At 52.9% G+C, this 16,704-nt stretch carries 18 protein-coding genes; 14 read left to right on the forward strand and 4 right to left on the reverse strand.

The annotated features are described in order from the left end of the window. Positions 1-882: a folate-binding protein YgfZ gene (locus SOJ49_RS06500; protein WP_369857423.1), complete on the reverse strand. Its 882-nt coding sequence runs from the start codon at positions 880-882 to the stop codon at positions 1-3. Between the two features lie 135 nt (positions 883-1,017). On the opposite strand from SOJ49_RS06500, the gene SOJ49_RS06505 reads away from it, so the two are divergent. After that, positions 1,018-1,272 (forward strand): succinate dehydrogenase assembly factor 2, encoded by a 255-nt coding sequence (locus tag SOJ49_RS06505; protein ID WP_369857424.1) that lies wholly within the window; start codon positions 1,018-1,020, stop codon positions 1,270-1,272. Beyond that, complete coding sequence (locus SOJ49_RS06510) at positions 1,256-1,684, forward strand: hypothetical protein (RefSeq protein ID WP_369857425.1); 429 nt, start codon at positions 1,256-1,258, stop codon at positions 1,682-1,684. The genes SOJ49_RS06505 and SOJ49_RS06510 overlap by 17 nt, the downstream gene beginning before the upstream one ends. A 41-nt stretch (positions 1,685-1,725) precedes the next feature. Here SOJ49_RS06510 and nadB read toward each other — a convergent pair whose 3' ends face one another. Beyond that, positions 1,726-3,351 carry an L-aspartate oxidase gene (gene nadB / locus SOJ49_RS06515; protein WP_369857426.1) on the reverse strand — a complete coding sequence of 542 codons (1,626 nt, stop codon included), beginning with the start codon at positions 3,349-3,351 and terminating at the stop codon, positions 1,726-1,728. A 191-nt stretch (positions 3,352-3,542) separates the two neighbouring features. Between nadB and rpoE the strand changes: the two genes are divergently transcribed. The 12 genes from rpoE to acpS all read left to right on the forward strand — a co-directional run bounded on the left by rpoE (position 3,543) and on the right by acpS (position 13,570). After that, on the forward strand, positions 3,543-4,130 hold the full coding sequence (gene rpoE, locus SOJ49_RS06520) for an RNA polymerase sigma factor RpoE (protein WP_303433412.1): 588 nt from the start codon (positions 3,543-3,545) through the stop codon (positions 4,128-4,130). 20 nt (positions 4,131-4,150) lie between these two features. Further along, positions 4,151-4,864, forward strand: a complete 714-nt coding sequence (locus SOJ49_RS06525; RefSeq protein WP_369857427.1) for a sigma-E factor negative regulatory protein — start codon at positions 4,151-4,153, stop codon at positions 4,862-4,864. Beyond that, positions 4,861-5,886 carry a MucB/RseB C-terminal domain-containing protein gene (locus tag SOJ49_RS06530; RefSeq protein ID WP_369857428.1) on the forward strand — a complete coding sequence of 342 codons (1,026 nt, stop codon included), beginning with the start codon at positions 4,861-4,863 and terminating at the stop codon, positions 5,884-5,886. The genes SOJ49_RS06525 and SOJ49_RS06530 overlap by 4 nt, the downstream gene beginning before the upstream one ends. A gap of 4 nt (positions 5,887-5,890) precedes the next feature. Further along, on the forward strand, positions 5,891-6,313 hold the full coding sequence (locus SOJ49_RS06535) for a SoxR reducing system RseC family protein (RefSeq protein ID WP_369857429.1): 423 nt from the start codon (positions 5,891-5,893) through the stop codon (positions 6,311-6,313). 94 nt (positions 6,314-6,407) lie between these two features. After that, complete coding sequence (locus SOJ49_RS06540; RefSeq protein WP_369857430.1) at positions 6,408-7,802, forward strand: DegQ family serine endoprotease; 1,395 nt, start codon at positions 6,408-6,410, stop codon at positions 7,800-7,802. 153 nt (positions 7,803-7,955) lie between these two features. After that, positions 7,956-9,755 (forward strand): translation elongation factor 4, encoded by a 1,800-nt coding sequence (gene lepA, locus SOJ49_RS06545; protein ID WP_369857431.1) that lies wholly within the window; start codon positions 7,956-7,958, stop codon positions 9,753-9,755. Beyond that, the gene (locus SOJ49_RS06550) at positions 9,755-10,114 is read left to right on the forward strand and encodes a DUF4845 domain-containing protein (protein ID WP_369857432.1); all 360 of its coding nucleotides are present in this window, start codon (positions 9,755-9,757) and stop codon (positions 10,112-10,114) included. Before lepA ends, SOJ49_RS06550 begins: the two co-directional genes overlap by 1 nt. After that, on the forward strand, positions 10,115-10,801 hold the full coding sequence (gene rnc, locus SOJ49_RS06555; protein WP_369857433.1) for a ribonuclease III: 687 nt from the start codon (positions 10,115-10,117) through the stop codon (positions 10,799-10,801). After that, entirely contained in the window at positions 10,798-11,694 is an 897-nt protein-coding gene (gene era, locus SOJ49_RS06560) for a GTPase Era (protein ID WP_369857434.1), read from the forward strand. The genes rnc and era overlap by 4 nt, the downstream gene beginning before the upstream one ends. Further along, complete coding sequence (locus tag SOJ49_RS06565) at positions 11,694-12,344, forward strand: DNA repair protein RecO (RefSeq protein WP_369857435.1); 651 nt, start codon at positions 11,694-11,696, stop codon at positions 12,342-12,344. Before era ends, SOJ49_RS06565 begins: the two co-directional genes overlap by 1 nt. Positions 12,345-12,419: 75 nt before the next feature. Further along, the gene (pdxJ, locus tag SOJ49_RS06570; protein WP_369857436.1) at positions 12,420-13,160 is read left to right on the forward strand and encodes a pyridoxine 5'-phosphate synthase; all 741 of its coding nucleotides are present in this window, start codon (positions 12,420-12,422) and stop codon (positions 13,158-13,160) included. Next, on the forward strand, positions 13,157-13,570 hold the full coding sequence (gene acpS, locus SOJ49_RS06575) for a holo-ACP synthase (RefSeq protein ID WP_369857437.1): 414 nt from the start codon (positions 13,157-13,159) through the stop codon (positions 13,568-13,570). The genes pdxJ and acpS overlap by 4 nt, the downstream gene beginning before the upstream one ends. Before the next feature lie 18 nt (positions 13,571-13,588). Here the strand turns inward: acpS and SOJ49_RS06580 are convergent, their stop codons facing one another. Both SOJ49_RS06580 and SOJ49_RS06585 read right to left on the reverse strand, forming a co-directional pair. Next, complete coding sequence (locus SOJ49_RS06580; RefSeq protein ID WP_369857438.1) at positions 13,589-16,195, reverse strand: response regulator; 2,607 nt, start codon at positions 16,193-16,195, stop codon at positions 13,589-13,591. Continuing rightward, positions 16,107-16,418, reverse strand: coding sequence for a hypothetical protein (locus SOJ49_RS06585; RefSeq protein ID WP_369857439.1), 312 nt, complete (start codon positions 16,416-16,418; stop codon positions 16,107-16,109). Before SOJ49_RS06585 ends, SOJ49_RS06580 begins: the two co-directional genes overlap by 89 nt. Positions 16,419-16,704 lie beyond the last annotated feature (286 nt).

Consider the following 16,704-nt stretch of genomic DNA (forward strand, 5'->3'; position numbering starts at 1 on the left):
CTACGCCGATTCTGGCGAGCGGGTGGCAAAGGGCAGTGGGGTTGTGGTAATCGGGGTGTCGTTTTCGAGCGTCAGTGCTCCTTGTGGCTCACCATTCAAAACCAGTAAACCACGATCCCCACTCCAACTGGCCACTTCACCGACGGTTTTACCTGCAGCCTCGATATTGCTTAGCAGGCTTGGAGGCTGAAAAGCAGCTGAAGAGCCGGGCGTGCTGACAGCACCAACCAGCTGTTTCTTGGCTTTGCCAAGATATTGCACGCGGGCGACGACTTCCTGTCCGGTGTAGCAGCCTTTCTTGAAGTTGACGCCGCCCAGTTTATCCCAGGCGATATGCTGCGGTATCCAGTGTTCGACGCTCGCCTGGGTGACCCATACCAGTCCTGATTGAATATCGAGCTGTTGCCAGGCTGCGCTACTCAGTGGCACGGTATCCGTCAGGGAATCTGGCGCTGTATCAGCCCATCGTTCAACCCTGCCATCTGGCCAGTTCAGTAACAGCTGGCCGTCGATGTTGAGCACGGAGTGTTCCGCTTTGGGGTTTGGCATCTGGTAACCGAAGATGGCGGCCTGCAGTGGTGTTAGCGTTACCTTGTAAAACACTGCATATTTACCGAGGTGACGCTGAAATGATTCGGCCAGATCCGCCGCCAGTCGAAAGACGAAACGATCGTCTGTTCGAGCTAACAGAAAGTTGGCAACCATTCGCCCTTTGGCATTACAACAAGCCCCTAATGTCCACTGGCCATCGGCCAGCCCGGTAACATCACAAGTCAGTTGGCCTTGCAGCAGTCGGGCAGCATCAGGGCCTGTCACTTCCAACAGCGAGAAGCAGGGCAGCTGGTTATCTAACGGGGTTGGCGCAGTACGGATATTGTTCATAGATTCCTCCTTCAAGCCAGTGTACCCCGGTTTGCGCTGCCGGGGCATGACCCGCATGCGGTTAATACAGTCGATGTTGCAGGTTCAAGGAAGTTGTCGCGCTGGTATACTGAGGCCATTGAACAGGAGAGTAATGTGATCGACGAAACTGAAGTTAAACGTCTGTGGTGGCACAGTCGTCGCGGTATGCTGGAACTGGATGTGCTGCTGATACCTTTTGTTGAAAAAGTCTACCGCACGCTGGAGCGTGAAGATCAATTACGCTATCAGGCGCTGATTGAGCATGAAGATACCGATTTGTTTGCCTGGTTTCTGGAGCGGGTTGTTCCGGAAGATCCAGAGATCCATAAAATTGTTTTGCGGGTGCTGGAACATGCACGAACCCCCTGAGCTGGCATGGCAGCTTCGAACCGGGCGCTGGCAGATCGTACTGGATGTGCTGGCACTGCTGGCGTTTTGCATGATGCTGTCTGTGTTCCGTTACGGTCTATGGCTGACATTGTTTGCCAGCCTGCTGACGGTTGCGGTTTACTGGCTCTGGTACTGGAAACAAGACCCTGTTATCTGCTTGCAGAAATTACCGGAAAGCGACATGACAGCCGCTTTCCCGCAGTGGCGGCTGATATACCGCAGTGGCAATATCCGCCAGGTACGCTGGCGGTCGGGCAGTATCCGGCGTAGTCGTTTACTGGTATTGCGGTATTCGATCTGGCCTTGGCAAGGTTTGGTGTTACGCTGCCGTGACTTTGAGTCTGTGCAGCATTTCAAGGCGCTGCAGCGAGTGCTTTACAGTGAGCTGTAACTGTCGGTCGTGCTGTTATTAAGGCGAACTGACGTTAGACGTTAAAGTTCTCCCAGTTCACGCAGATGTTTGGCTGTTATGACAGTGTCAAATGCTCTTGGTAACGGATTGGGGTAGTCTCGGCTGTAGTGCAAGCCCCGGCTTTCGCGTCGCAGCAGAGCGGAGCGAATGATAATTTCGGCGACGTCGACCAAGTTGCGCAGTTCCAGCAAATCGGCTGTAACCCGATGATGGCTGTAGAATTCCTGAATTTCCTGCCGTAATAATTGTACCCGATGCTTGGCGCGCAGCAGCCGCTTGGTGGTTCGGACAATCCCCACGTAGTCCCACATAAAGCGGCGCAATTCATCCCAGTTGTGGGCAATTACCACATCTTCATCAGAATCCGTCACCAGACTGGCATCCCAGGCGGGTACGTCAGGAATGTCGGGCACCGAGTTCAGACTGTCAATAATATGCGTGGCTGCTGACCGGGCATAAACCAGGCATTCGAGCAAGGAATTGCTGGCCAGACGGTTGGCCCCGTGTAATCCGGTGCAGGCCGTTTCACCAATCGCGTAGAGTCCGTCGATATCCGTGCGACCAAAATGGTCGGTCACAACACCACCACAGGTGTAGTGCGAGGCGGGCACAATGGGAATCGGCTCACGCTGAATATCAATACCCAGTTCCAGGCAACGCTCAAGGATGGTTGGGAAATGATGACGAATAAAATCAGCCGGTTTGTGGCTGATATCCAGATACAGGCAATTGGCCCCGAGACGCTTCATTTCGTGGTCAATGGCTCTGGCGACGATGTCCCTGGGGGCGAGTTCGCCACGGGCATCAAAACGATCCATAAAACGACTGCCATCGGGCAGTAATAACTTGCCACCTTCACCCCGTACGGCTTCGCTGATTAAAAATGATGTAGCGAGCGGATGATGTAAACATGTGGGGTGAAACTGGTTAAATTCCATATTGGCAATGCGACAGCCTGCGCGCCATGCCATGGCGATGCCATCGCCTGATGCTGTATCCGGATTGGTGGTGTATAAATACACCTTGCTGGCACCGCCGGTGGCCAAGACGGTTGCTCGGGCAGTAATCGCGGCGACCTTGCGGTTATCCTTATCGAGGAAGTAAGCGCCAATACAGGCTTGCCCATCGAGGCCGAGTTTGTCTCGAGTGATCAGATCGACAGCGATGTATTGGTGTAACAGGTGAAGATTGGGTTGTTCCTTGGCGCGGTCGATCAGAGTGTCTGAAATGGCCAGCCCGGTTGCATCGGCGGCATGAATGATACGCCTGGCGCTGTGGCCACCTTCGCGAGTTAAATGGAATCGTTGGTCGCCGCCCTGTTCGGCAATGCCGTCAAGAGTGAAGGGCACGCCGGTATCAATCAGCCATTGAATGGCGGAAGCGGAATTTTCTACCGTAAAGCGCACCGCCGATTCGTTACACAGCCCGGCACCGGCAATCAGGGTGTCTGATACATGGGCATCGACACTGTCTGTTGCATCCAGTACACCAGCGACACCACCTTGTGCCCAGCGAGTCGATCCGCTATCAAGCTGATCTTTGCTGATCACGGCGACCTGCAAATGCGAAGGCAGCGATAAAGCCAGTGTCAGACCGGCAGCTCCGCTGCCGATGATGAGGACGTCGAAGGTCAGTTGTTCGCTCATTTTCACCAGCTTTCAGTTAACGGAATGGCTTTATAATGCCAGTCAAAGCGCTTACAGAACACTTGTTGCAGAAATATTCCTGAACTTTCCCAAAGAGGTTCGGTCTTTCATTTACAGCCACAATGGAGGCCCGTACAGTGACCAGCACAGCAATTTTGACAAAACAGCCCAATAAGGCGTCGGAACAAGGCATGACAGATCATCAAAATACGGACCGACAACTGGTCGCAAGGGTTCAGAAAGGGGATCGTCGCGCCTTCGATTTATTGGTGCTCAAATATCAACATCGCATCCTGTCACTGGTCGGGCGTTTTGTCTCCGACTTTGCTGAAGCGCAGGATGTGACCCAGGAAGCGTTTGTAAAAGCCTATAAGGCGTTACCCAATTTTCGTGGTGACAGTGCGTTTTACACCTGGATGTACCGGATTGCTGTGAATACAGCAAAGAATCATCTGGTCAGTCGTGGTCGTAAAACACCGACCCATGACATCGATCCAGATGATGCCGAGTTTTTTGGCGATTATAGTCCCATGCGGGATATTGAAACGCCGGATGGGCTGCTGCAACGGGATCAGCTGCGCGACGTTGTTTTCGGTGCGATAGAAGCATTGCCAGACGATTTGCGGATGGCAATTACATTGAGGGAAATGGATGGGCTCAGCTATGAAGAAATTGCTGAAGCAATGGATTGTCCAATTGGTACGGTTCGCTCCCGGATTTTCCGGGCTCGTGAAGCGATAGACAAGAAAATGCAGCCATTGCTGATGGCCACTGCTTGACGGTCTGGAAGGTAACAATAATGAATGATCGCATGAATGAATCTCTTTCGGCTCTGGTAGATGGTGAAGCCGATGAACTCGAAGTACGCCGTGCTCTGAATCAGTTTGAGCAAGATGAGGAGCTGCGTGAGCGCTGGAGCCGTTATCAGTTGATGGGTGCGCTGATGCGTGAAGAACCCGTCACCACGGTGGATTTGTCGAAAGGGATTATGCAGGCCATCGCGGGTGAACCCATGGATGAAGTACCTGCAAGGCAAACCAGCGATAACGATGACGCCCAGTCCCCGGTCATCGCAGAGCCGGGTCACTCGCTACGCAAGCGCAGTGGCTGGATTGCGTCTGGCGCTGTTGCCGCTTCCGTTACTTTGGCAGTGCTGCTGGGGGTGCGGGTAATCGATGAGGTCGGTTTGGTGAAAGCGGATGCTGTGGCGTCGGCTGATGTGCAAGCCGCAGAGAGCAAACGTGTCGCTGGCTCGGATATTACCGTATCGGCACCCGCGAACGCAGCGTTTGAAACCGGCCTGAATTTTAATAGCGGCAATGTCAGTCTGGCATCAATGGATACCAGTGCCGCTGAGTCGACATTGACGGAACAGCAGTTACGCGATGCCCAGAATCGTCTGCATGACTATGTTATGCAGCACAGTGAGCATGCGGCACTGAATACTGGTCGGGGGTTAATGCCATTCGCCCGGGTAACCAGCTTTGAGCAAGGCGGAGACGCCCAGCAGTGAAGTCTGTCTGGTTTCTTCTGACCTTGGGACTGGTGTTGGCAACTCCTGCGAGTGCTGGTTCGGCAGGTTCGGGTGATCAGGCATCTGGCGTTGGTTCGGCTGCTGGGGCTGCAGGTTTCACTGACCCCAGGCAGTGGCTTGAACGTATGTCTCATGCCATCAAGGAAACCAATTACCAAGGCGTTCTGGTGTTTGGCAACGACCAACTCTGGCACACCATGGCTATCAGCCACGCCATGGCGGATGGGATCGAGTATGAGAAAATCTCCCATCTGACGGGCAACCCGAGGGAAATCATTCGGGCCGGGCAAGACGTCAGTTGCACCCATCCTGATGACCAGGCACTGCGTCTTTATGATCAGTCTGCCAACCTGTTGTCAGGGATTGATCCTCATCTACCGGCACTGGATTCCTATTACCAGCTTCGACAAGCTCGTCCAGAGAGAATCGCCGGGCGTAATGCCTTGCAAATCCAGGTTATTCCAAACGATACCTTCCGCTTTGGGCAGAATCTGTGGCTAGACGAAGAAACCGGTCTGTTATTACGTTCCGATCTGGTTGACCGGTCGCGCAAGGTCATCGAACGCTACCAGTTTGCCCAGATTACCATCGGCCAGGCTATTCCAGCGTCAGAGTTTGAAGTACCTCCAGGCAGTCATCAATACGTATCACATCTTGCTACCCCTGGTGTTACTACGATGGTTGAACATCAGCAGGGTTGGTATCCGCAATGGGTGCCCCCTGGATTTGCCCTGTCGGTAGAGCGTGATGCTGCCAGCCGTGATGCATTGATGTACAGCGACGGTTTGTCAGCCTTTACCTTGTTTGTGGATCAGGTAGAACAGGATTCCATGCCTGATATGAGTCGGCGTTGGGGTGCGACCGCTGCGGTTGTTCGCCACCAGCGTGATGGTGAGCGTAATATGCGCATTACCGTTGTTGGTGAATTACCAATGGCGACGGCCAAGCGGATAGCTCTGTCTGTTCGCCATGCTGGTGACAATCCGGTGTCGGGGAGATAAGTCCATGCCACATGAAGTAGTTGAAGTAAAAGAAATCGCCGCCGGTGGCGTTTGGGTTGAAGGACTGCAGCAAAGTGCTTGCGGCAGTTGTAATGCCCGTTCCGGGTGTGGTCAGGCGACGCTCAGCAGTCTGGGCAAGCCGGTACGATTGTGGGTTGCGACGGAATATGTTCTTCAGCCAGGCCAGCAAGTGGTACTGGATTTGCCCTCCGGCAGTCTTGCGGCCAGCGCGGCCACACTCTACGGTACTCCGCTGATCGGCCTGATTCTTGGCGCAGCGGCCGGACAGGCATCCGGTGGCGATGTCGCTGCCTTGCTGGTCGGTGTGCTGGGTCTGGCGGGAGGACTTCTGCTGGCTCGTTACATTGCCAATCTGAAACGCCACCAGTGGCTTCCTGCAATTGTTTCTGTGTGTTCGGAATTCTGACCACAAAATCGAATCTATAGTACTTACTTGCTACGTTGGTTCACCATCACCTTGGTGTTAATCATCATCTCGGTATTGCTGTTAAGGGCTCTCTATGACCAGAATATTCAAATTACTGTTCCCCGTTGTCTTACTACTGGCTTCTGCGGTGCATGCCAGCTTGCCGGATTTTCGTGATTTGGTAAAAGAAGCGTCTCCGGCGGTTGTTAATATCAGTACGGTACAGCATGTCAGCGCCGGATTGTCCGGTTCCTATCAACAGCGCTACGGCTTGCCTGAGGATGTGCCTGAAATATTCCGGCACTTTTTCGGCGAGCAAATGCCTTCGCCGCGTGGTGAGCAGGAAAAGACATCACTGGGCTCTGGTTTTATCGTCTCCCATGACGGTTATATCCTCACCAATAATCACGTGATCAAGGATGCTGATGAAATTGTTGTCCGTCTGAATGATCGGCGCGAGCTGGAAGCCAAGTTGATCGGTGCCGATGAGAGTTCCGATCTGGCGTTACTCAAGGTCGAAGCTGATGATCTGCCGATTGTTGCACTGGGTGATTCCGATGCGCTGGAGGTTGGCGAATGGGTGGTTGCTATCGGCTCGCCGTTCGGTTTTGACTATTCCGTGACGGCAGGGATTGTCAGTGCCAAAGGACGCAGTTTGCCGAACGAAAATTATGTCCCTTTTATTCAAACAGATGTGGCGATCAATCCGGGCAACTCAGGTGGCCCACTGTTTAATCTGAATGGCAAAGTGGTCGGGATCAACTCGCAAATTTATACCCGCTCTGGTGGTTTTATGGGGGTTTCATTTGCGATTCCGATTAACGTGGCCATGGATGTTGCTGATCAGCTGAAGGAAAAAGGCAAGGTGAGTCGTGGCTGGCTGGGTGTGGTGATTCAGGAAGTCAGCAAGGATCTGGCCGAGTCGTTTGGACTGGATAAAGCAGCGGGCGCACTGGTAGCCCAAGTGGTTCCTGATAGTCCGGCGGAGAAAGCGGGTTTGAAAAGTGGCGATATTATTACCCGTTTTAACGGCGAGGCCATTTATCTGTCGTCTGATTTACCCCATCAGGTTGGCCGGGTAAAACCCGGCACCAGTGCCCGTATCGACCTGGTCAGAAACGGCAAGCGCAAACGCATTGATGTTGAAATTGGAGTGTTATCGAACGTGCAGACGCAAACGCTGGCATCCAATACCCCTCCCGGTGAATTCAACAGTGACGCAATGGGCGTTCTGGTGGCTGAACTGGACGACAGTCAGCGGCGCAAACTGGGTTCTGGCGGGGTTCTGGTCAAAGCGGTCAGTGATGGCCCTGCGGCAGTATCCGGTTTGATGCCAGGAGATGTAATCACCATGATTCACGGAGAAAACATCAACGATCTGGATGATTTTAAACAGGTCATTGCCGGGCTGCCAGGTGATCGTAATGTTCCGATGCGCATCATTCGCCGTGGTGCAGCGCTCTTTATCCCGTTACACGTACCGAAATAGCAGGCTCTCTGTGACACAACAAAGGCAACCTCAGGGTTGCCTTTGTTGTGTCTGATTCGTTGTCGGCGCGGTCTGTTTGAGTCTTCATTAGCCATATATGCCGCTTTCAAGTAAAATCCCGCCCCATTTCTTTTGCTGCCTGGATGTCATTCTGTGAGCCACCTGGACCACATTCGTAACTTTTCCATCATTGCCCATATCGATCATGGCAAATCCACGCTGTCAGATCGGATTATTCAGATTTGCGGCGGCTTGACCAATCGGGAAATGCAGCAGCAAGTGCTCGACTCTATGGATATTGAGCGCGAGCGCGGTATCACCATCAAGGCCCAAAGCGTGACGCTGGATTATGTCGCCAGAAATGGCGAAACCTATCAGCTGAACTTTATTGATACCCCTGGGCACGTTGATTTCAGCTACGAAGTGTCACGCTCCCTGTCTGCTTGCGAAGGCGCATTGCTGGTGGTCGACGCGGCGCAAGGGGTGGAAGCTCAATCCGTTGCCAACTGTTACACCGCTATTGAGCAAGGTCTGGAAGTTCGCCCGGTATTAAACAAGATGGATTTGCCTCAGGCAGATCCGGATAAAGTCGCCCAGGAAATTGAAGATATTATTGGTCTTGATGCCACCGAAGCGGTTCGTTGCAGTGCCAAGAGCGGTCTTAATGTAGAAGATGTTCTGGAAGATCTGGTTGCCCATATTCCGCCTCCTGAAGGGAATATTGATGGCCCATTGCAAGCACTGATTATCGACTCCTGGTTTGACTCCTACCTTGGCGTTGTGTCTCTGGTTCGAGTGAAAAACGGAGTTATTCGCAAGGGTGACAAAATACGTCTCAAAAGCACGGGCAGGGATCACCTGGTCGATGGCGTCGGTATTTTTACGCCCAAACGTCACGAAAAGAAAGAACTGCGCACCGGTGAAGTCGGCTATATGGTGGCCGGTATCAAGGACATTCACGGTGCGCCGGTGGGTGATACCATTGTCAGTTCCAAATTTCCGGACACCGGGGCGTTGCCTGGTTTCAAAAAGGTCAAACCACAGGTGTATGCCGGGTTGTTTCCCGTCAGTTCGGATGACTTTGAAAGCTTCCGTGACGCCCTGGAAAAACTCTCGCTGAACGATGCCTCGCTGTTTTACGAACCTGAAAACTCTGATGCTCTCGGCTTTGGTTTCCGTTGTGGTTTCCTGGGCATGTTGCATATGGAGATCATTCAGGAACGGCTGGAACGTGAATACGACATGGATCTGATCACGACTGCGCCAACGGTTATTTATCAGGTGGTTACCCAAAAGGGTGATGTTATTGAGGTTGATAACCCATCGAAGTTGCCGGATATTGGCTCAATCACTGAGATGCGTGAGCCGATTGCGGAAGCCAATATTCTGGTGCCGCAAGAATATCTGGGCAATGTCATCTCGCTCTGTATCGATAAGCGCGGTGTCCAGCTTGATATGCAATACACTGGCAGCCAGGTATCTCTGAAGTACGAATTACCCATGGGCGAAGTGGTGATGGACTTCTTCGATCGGCTGAAATCAGCCAGCCGGGGTTTTGCATCGCTGGATTACAACTTCAGTCGTTTTGAACCGGCCCCTCTGGTGCGTCTGGATGTGCTGGTCAATGGTGAACGGGTAGACGCATTGGCGGTGATTATGCATCGCGACAATGTCCGTCGTCGTGGTGCCGCGCTGACAGAAAAAATGAAAGAACTGATTCCGCGCCAGATGTTTGATGTTGCTATTCAGGCGGCGATGGGCAATCAAGTGGTCGCCCGGGCGACCATCAAGGCGTTACGTAAAAACGTCACCGCCAAATGTTATGGTGGCGACGTCAGTCGCAAGAAGAAACTGTTGCAGAAGCAGAAAGACGGCAAGAAACGGATGAAACAAATAGGTAGTGTTGAAATTCCACAATCAGCGTTTCTGGCTGTTCTCAAGGTAGATGATTAATGAAAAAACAATCTGGTCTGTCGTTTTACGCCGTCATGGTGATCCTGTTGATCGTCGGTGTGGTTGCCAAGGCAGGAATTGCCATTGTTCCTATGTATTGGGACAACCGCATGCTGCAACAGGTGCTGGAAACAATGCACAAGTCGAAAACAGTCACCGGCACCAGTTCGGTCAAGGATTTACACGGAGTGTTGGCCGCCCGTATTCGTTCCAATAGCTTGAATATTTCCCTTGATGGCCTGGTTGCGACGCGCAGCAAGGGCGTATTGACGATGGACTGGAATTACGAAGTCAAAGAGCATTTCATGGGTAACCTGTATGTCGTTGGCCAATTTTCTCATCACGAAGAATTTGAATAAGTGAATGACCCTCTGTTAAAACTTTCCCAGCGTTTGGGGTACACCTTTCATGATGAACAACTGGTGACCCTGGCGCTTACCCACCGCAGCAAAGGCGGCACGAACAATGAACGCCTCGAATTTCTGGGTGATTCCATTCTCAATTTTGTCATCGCTGAAGACCTCTACCAGCGTTTTGGTCTGGCTCGTGAAGGTAAACTCAGTCGTTTGCGCGCACGTATGGTCAAGGGCAAGACGCTGGCCGATCTGGCCCGCGAATTTGGACTGGGTGATTTTCTGATCCTGGGTTCTGGTGAGCTGAAAAGTGGTGGTCATCGGCGGGAATCCATTCTGGCCGATACGGTTGAAGCCCTTATCGGCGCTATCTATCTGGATGCCGGTCTGGACGCGGCACGCGGGTGTATTCTTGCCTGGTACAAAACCCGGCTGGATGAATTATCGCTGGAAGATCCGATCAAGGATCCCAAAACCCGTTTGCAGGAACATCAGCAAGGTAAACATTTACCGCTGCCAAAATACAACGTGCTGGCGTTGACCGGGCCGACCAACGAGCAGATATTCAAGGTTGAAGTTCGTATTCAGGATGCCGAACCCCAGGTCGCCGAAGGTGCCAGTCGTCGGGCTGCAGAGCAGGCTGCTGCAATGCAGCTGCTGACCCAACTCGGCATCAGTGAGGAAGAAAAATGACACAACGTACCGGGTTTGTTGCCATCGTGGGTCGCCCCAACGTTGGCAAGTCAACATTGCTTAATCGTATTCTCGGGCAAAAATTGTCCATTACCTCGCGCAAGCCGCAAACCACCCGTCATCAGATATTAGGCATCAAGACAGAAGATGATATTCAGGTAGTTTATGTCGATACACCCGGCATGCACCTGCGTCAGGAAAAGGCCATCAACCGCTATATGAACAAGGCGGCAACAATGGCAGTCAAGGATGTTGATCTGGTCATTATGGTGGTTGACCGGACACGCTGGACCGATGAAGACGACATGGTATTGCAGGCTGTCAGCCAGCAGCGGGCTCCGGTGGTGCTAGTGGTCAACAAGGTCGACTTTATCAAGGACAAGGACGAAGAATTGTTGCCGTACCTGCAATCCTTGTCTGAACGTTATGCGTTTGCCCAGATCGTGCCGCTGAGTGCCAAGACCGGTCGTAACGTTGATCGGCTGGAATCGCTGATTAACAGTTATTTGCCAGAAGCTCAGTATTTCTACCCGGAAGACCAGATTACCGATCGCAGTTCACGCTTTCTGGCCGCCGAGCTGGTGCGAGAAAAAATCATGCGCCAATTGGGTGACGAATTACCCTACGCCATGACGGTTGAAATAGAAGAGTTTACCCATGATGGGCGGCTGGCAGAAATCAGTGCCTTGATTCTGGTTGAGCGGCCGTCACAAAAACGGATTGTGATCGGTGATGGCGGCTCCCGCATCAAGCAGATCGGTCAGGATGCTCGCAAGGACATGGAAATCCTGTTTGACTGCAAAGTGATGCTGAATTTGTGGGTCAAAGTCAAAACCAACTGGTCTGATGACGAACGAGCCCTGCGTAGTCTGGGTTACGACGATCGTTCCTGATGCAAGCGCTGGTGGTTTTGCACCGGCGGCCGGTGGGTGAATCAGGCTGGCTGGTGAACGCCTTGTGTGAACGAGATGGTCATCGGCTACTGTTGGCACCAAGACGGCAAACAGTGCAACTGCATCAAATCTATCGTGGCGCATGGCAAGCAGAACAAGACTGGCCCCGACTGGTGCTGGCCGAACCAGAGCACATCTTTGTACTGACAGAGAACGCCCTGTTTTGCGCTTCTTATCTGAACGAACTGTTGATTCGCCTGTTACCTCAAGGAGAAGCCCTGCCGGGTATGTATCAGCGATATATTCGCACTCTGGCTGCTCTCACCGGGCAACAGGCGGCAGAACCCTGGTTACGCATGTTTGAGTATCAGCTGTTGTCGGATCTGGGGTTCGGCTTTCACTGGCATCTGGATACAAAAGGCGATGCGATTCAGGCGTCGGAGCGTTATTGTTTTGATCCGCAGTCCGGGTTTGCACCCACTGGGGATAGCGGGGGATTTCCCGGCGAAGTGTTACTGGCGATTCATCAAGGACAATTACGCTTGCCTGAGTTACGGGTCGCCAAGCACATACTGCGACAGGCGTTATCGGAATGGCTGGCGCAGCCTTTAAACAGCCGCCGGTTATTCGATCTGCCTGCTGATGTTTAACCCTCTGTGAGTAGCGCACCACTCCCGCTTTAATCGCTGTTAGCGTTCAAACCCAACTGATTGAGGATATTTTTTGTGATCAAAGATGGCCGTGTTCTTCTTGGTGTCAATATCGACCATATAGCGACGCTGCGTCAGGCCCGTGGTACCCGTTATCCCGACCCGGTACAAGCGGCTTTTGTTGCTGAACAGGCCGGTGCTGATGGCATCACCATCCATCCCCGTGAAGATCGGCGTCACATCCAGACCCGTGACGTCTACGTGCTGAAAGAAACCTTGACCACCCGCATGAATCTGGAAATGGCCGTCACCGAAGCGATGCTGCAACTGGCCGAAGAAGTTGAGCCGGAATGTGTCTGCCTGGTACCTGAAAAACGGGAAGAATTGACGACCGAAGGTGGTCTGGATGTGATGGGTCAGGAAGCCCAGATTACTGCTGCGGTGACACGCCTGAAGCAGGTTGGCAGTGTTGTCTCATTGTTTATCGACCCGGATCTGGCCCAGATTGACGCTGCGGTTCGTACGGGTGCTCCGGTGATCGAATTACATACCGGGCGCTATGCCGATGCAACGGCAGCGACGGCTGTTCGGGAAGAACTGCAACGGATTCGGGCAGCGGCACAGTATGCGCATCAGTGTGGTTTGATCGTGAACGCCGGGCATGGTTTGAATTACCACAATGTTGAACCGATTGCGGCTATTGCCGAGATCAATGAATTGAATATTGGTCACGCAATTGTTGCCCATGCGCTGTTTGTGGGTATAGAGCGCGCGGTTACCGAGATGCGCACCTTACTGGCTGATGCCTCGTCGTGACCGCAGCAAGTCTGGCCGTTGCTTTATCGCCGGCAGTGATTGGTGTCGGTACCGATATGATTCGGGTGGATCGTATCGAGGCGGTTTTTCGTCGCAAGGGGGAACGGCTGGTACAGCGCATTCTGACCCCGGCTGAACAAGACGTGTGGCGGGCGCGAGGTTGTTCGATCAACTTTCTGGCCAAGCAGTTTGCCGCCAAGGAAGCCTTGGCAAAAGCCCTGGGAACCGGGATTGCACAAGGCGTGGGTTTTCAGCAACTGGAGGTTCTGCGTAGCGCCCAGGGAGCACCGGTGGTTGCACTGTTTGGTGCTGCCGCTGACCGTTTGCAGCAATTGGAAGGCCGTCAGGCACTGCTCAGCCTGTCTGATGAACAGCCGTGGGTACTGGCCTTTGCCGTGCTGTCGCGTTAGTTGACTGGGTGACCTGTTTCAGTCCTGGTTGCTGTTGGTGATGGCACTGCGCCAGTCGTAGTGGGCGGACCATTGTTGCAGTTTTTCAGCGGTCGCAACCATACACCGTACCCGATCCGGCAAGGCCGTAAATTGCTTGCTCTTTAACGTTGTCTCCAACACTTCCAGATCATGTCTGAGGGCTGGAATACCACAGTAACGTGATGCACCGTGCAGACGATGTACCGCTGCCTGCAAGTCGACCAGGTTTTCTTCTTCCCACAGCTCCCGGATACGTTGCAGCTCCTTGGGTAATGAGGTTAACAACATATCCATCATGTCGCAGGCGAGTGCCGGTTTACCACTGGCGCAGCGCAGTGCCAGCTCCAGCGAAAACAGTCCGGGTTGATCTTTCTGTTCATCCAGCGGGTCTACGCCGTAGTCGGTTTCGGATGCTTCCTGCAGAGGTTCTGTTGGTGGCATAAAACCGGTCCAGTGGTGAATACACTGCACCAGTTGGTCCATTGAGATAGGTTTGGTCTGATAGTCATTCATGCCTTCCTTGAGCAGCTGTTGTTTTTCATCCGCCATGGCATGCGCGGTTAATGCGACCACTGGAATTCCTTGTTTGTTCGGTAACGTGCGAATCCGTTTGGTGGCTTCCAGTCCATTCATTCCTGGCATCTGTATATCCATAAACACCAGATCGATATGTTGTTGCTGAATCATATTAATGGCTTCCTGACCGGATGATGCACCATAGGTCGGTAGTCCGAGGTCGCGCAACAGGGTAACGACCAGGCGCAGATTGGCATCATTATCATCAACAGCGAGAATATGGGGTGGAAGACCGGGTGTCTGATGCAACTGCCGCAGCATGGCAGGTGGTTCGTCATCAACCGATTCACCGTTCAGGATGTCTGACAACAGTGCATGTAGCTTGCGGCTGCTGAATGGCCGGGTCATACAGGCAAAGGCGCCGTAGTGACGCAGCTGATCCAGATGGTCGTGACTGAGGCTGTCTACCAAGGTAATAATTGGCACACCGTAGGGAACCAGCTGTCGGGAGATTTGCTGGCACAAAGAGCTGCCAAGGTAATCGCTTTCGACGGTGATAATGACCGCGTCCGGCCTGTCAGTCGTGTTCAGCAACAACTGCTCCAGTTCCTTGACCGAAGCACAATCTGTGCTGACCAGTTGCCATTCTGCCAACAGTGTACACAGATTGTGTTTGCTGTCCGGATGTCCGTCGAGTATAGCAATGTGGCCTGGGTGCAGGCTTTCCAGTGCGGCCGGAGGGTTGTTATCCAGATCGGTGCTGAAGTGAAAACTGAACACCGAACCTTCACCCGGGTGGCTCTCGACACGAATATCACCATGCATTGCTTGCACCAGGGCCCGCGAGATAATCAGGCCAAGGCCGGTGCCTCCAAACTGCCGGGCAGTGCTGGCATCGGCCTGACTAAAGGCATTAAACAGCCGTTTTTGCTGTTCCAGTGACAGTCCGATCCCGGTATCCCGAACGTCAATATTGATGCTGGCCTGGCTGTTACGGACATTGATCAAGCTGATATAAACAGCCACTGAGCCTGATTCAGTGAATTTGATCGCGTTACCAACCAGATTGGTCAGCACCTGTTTAAGGCGCAGTTCATCACCCTGCAACTGACAGGGAACGTCGGCATCGATTTTTAGAGACAGTGCCAGTTGCTTGTTAATGGCGTCCGGTGTTAACGCAATCAACACATCCTCAGCGACGTCCCGGAGGTTGACGGCGCTGTGGTCAATAATCAGTTTACCGGCTTCCAGTTTGGACAGATCGAGAATGTCGTTAATGATGCGCATCAGGTCATCGGACGACTTGCGCATGGTGTCAATATAATCGCTTTGCCGTTCACTGAGACGAGTACGCTCCATTAACTGCACATAGCCTTTGATACCGGTTAGCGGTGTCCGCAGTTCGTGACTGACGTTGGCAAGGAACTCGGATTTGAGGCGGCTGGCTTCCTGGGCTTCGCGTTGGTCGAGCAGCAACTGGCGGTTACGGATTTCCAGATCATCCATGGTTTCCTGCATGTCGCGAGTGGCTTCCTCGATGCTGCGCTGCTGTTCAACACTGGTTTGTTGCAGTCCGGCTGCCAGGCTGTTGATCCCGCTGGCCATTTCGCTCAATTCGCCACCGCCTTCGACACGAACTCGGGCTTCGTATTTGCCATCTTCCAGTGCATGAATGGCTTGCAGAATACTGATGGTTGGCCGGGAAATCTGGCGGCTGATACGTACCGCGAGGAAAAAACAGCTGATCAGGGTTACCAGGATCATGGTCAGCGACGAAGCGGCATGCTGGTAGCGAGCCAGGCGGGTATTACTGACCGACAATTCCAGCTCAGCCCATCCCAGTAACTTGGGTTCGGCTGCTTGTTCCGCAAAAAACTGGGTGGATACCTGATCAGAAATGATCAGATTTTGCGCCAGAACCGGTGTGCGCACCCGCACCGACTCACTGGTATGCATCAGGTGTAACTGGCCGCGTCTTAACGTTGAATCGGATAGCTGATTACTGATCATGCGTGGCCCGGCATGGGCCATCAGTTCCATATCCTGATTGTAGATACTGACTGAGCGAACGTCCGGTTCTTCCAACATGTTGTTGGCGATGTTCTGCAGAATGGCCACGTTGCCAATGGTAACGTGGCCATTCGCAGACCGGTGCCAGCTGTTTTGCCATGGCCAGTGCGCGTTGGTCGAGCAGATCGTTGAGGTCGCGAAAACGCTGGCTGATAAAATAACTGCCAAGTACCAGCGATACAATAAGACCTGGCAGCAGCCCCATTAACAATACGCGATGTTGAAGATTCCAGGTTTTCATGGTGCTCGCCAGGCAACCTGCTTGCAGGTCGAAAAAAGAAAACGAAGAGTACTGAGTAATAGCAGTACACGCAATCACTCACCGGCTCGCCGGTAGACGCACGGAAAGTGTTCGGAAAGTGTTCGGAAATAGCAATTTCCCTGTGCTGGTGGCGCAAGCAAGGGCTCAGCAAGGGCTCAGCAAGGGTTAGGGAAGGGATAAAAAAGGCAGATGCAAGGGTGGTAAAAAGCTCTATGGAAATCAGTAATTGTTATTAACGAATGGTCGGATTAACACGTACTATGTG

The organism is Candidatus Thalassolituus haligoni, assembly GCF_041222825.1.
Classification (GTDB): Bacteria; Pseudomonadota; Gammaproteobacteria; order Pseudomonadales; family Oceanobacteraceae; genus Oceanobacter; species Oceanobacter antarcticus.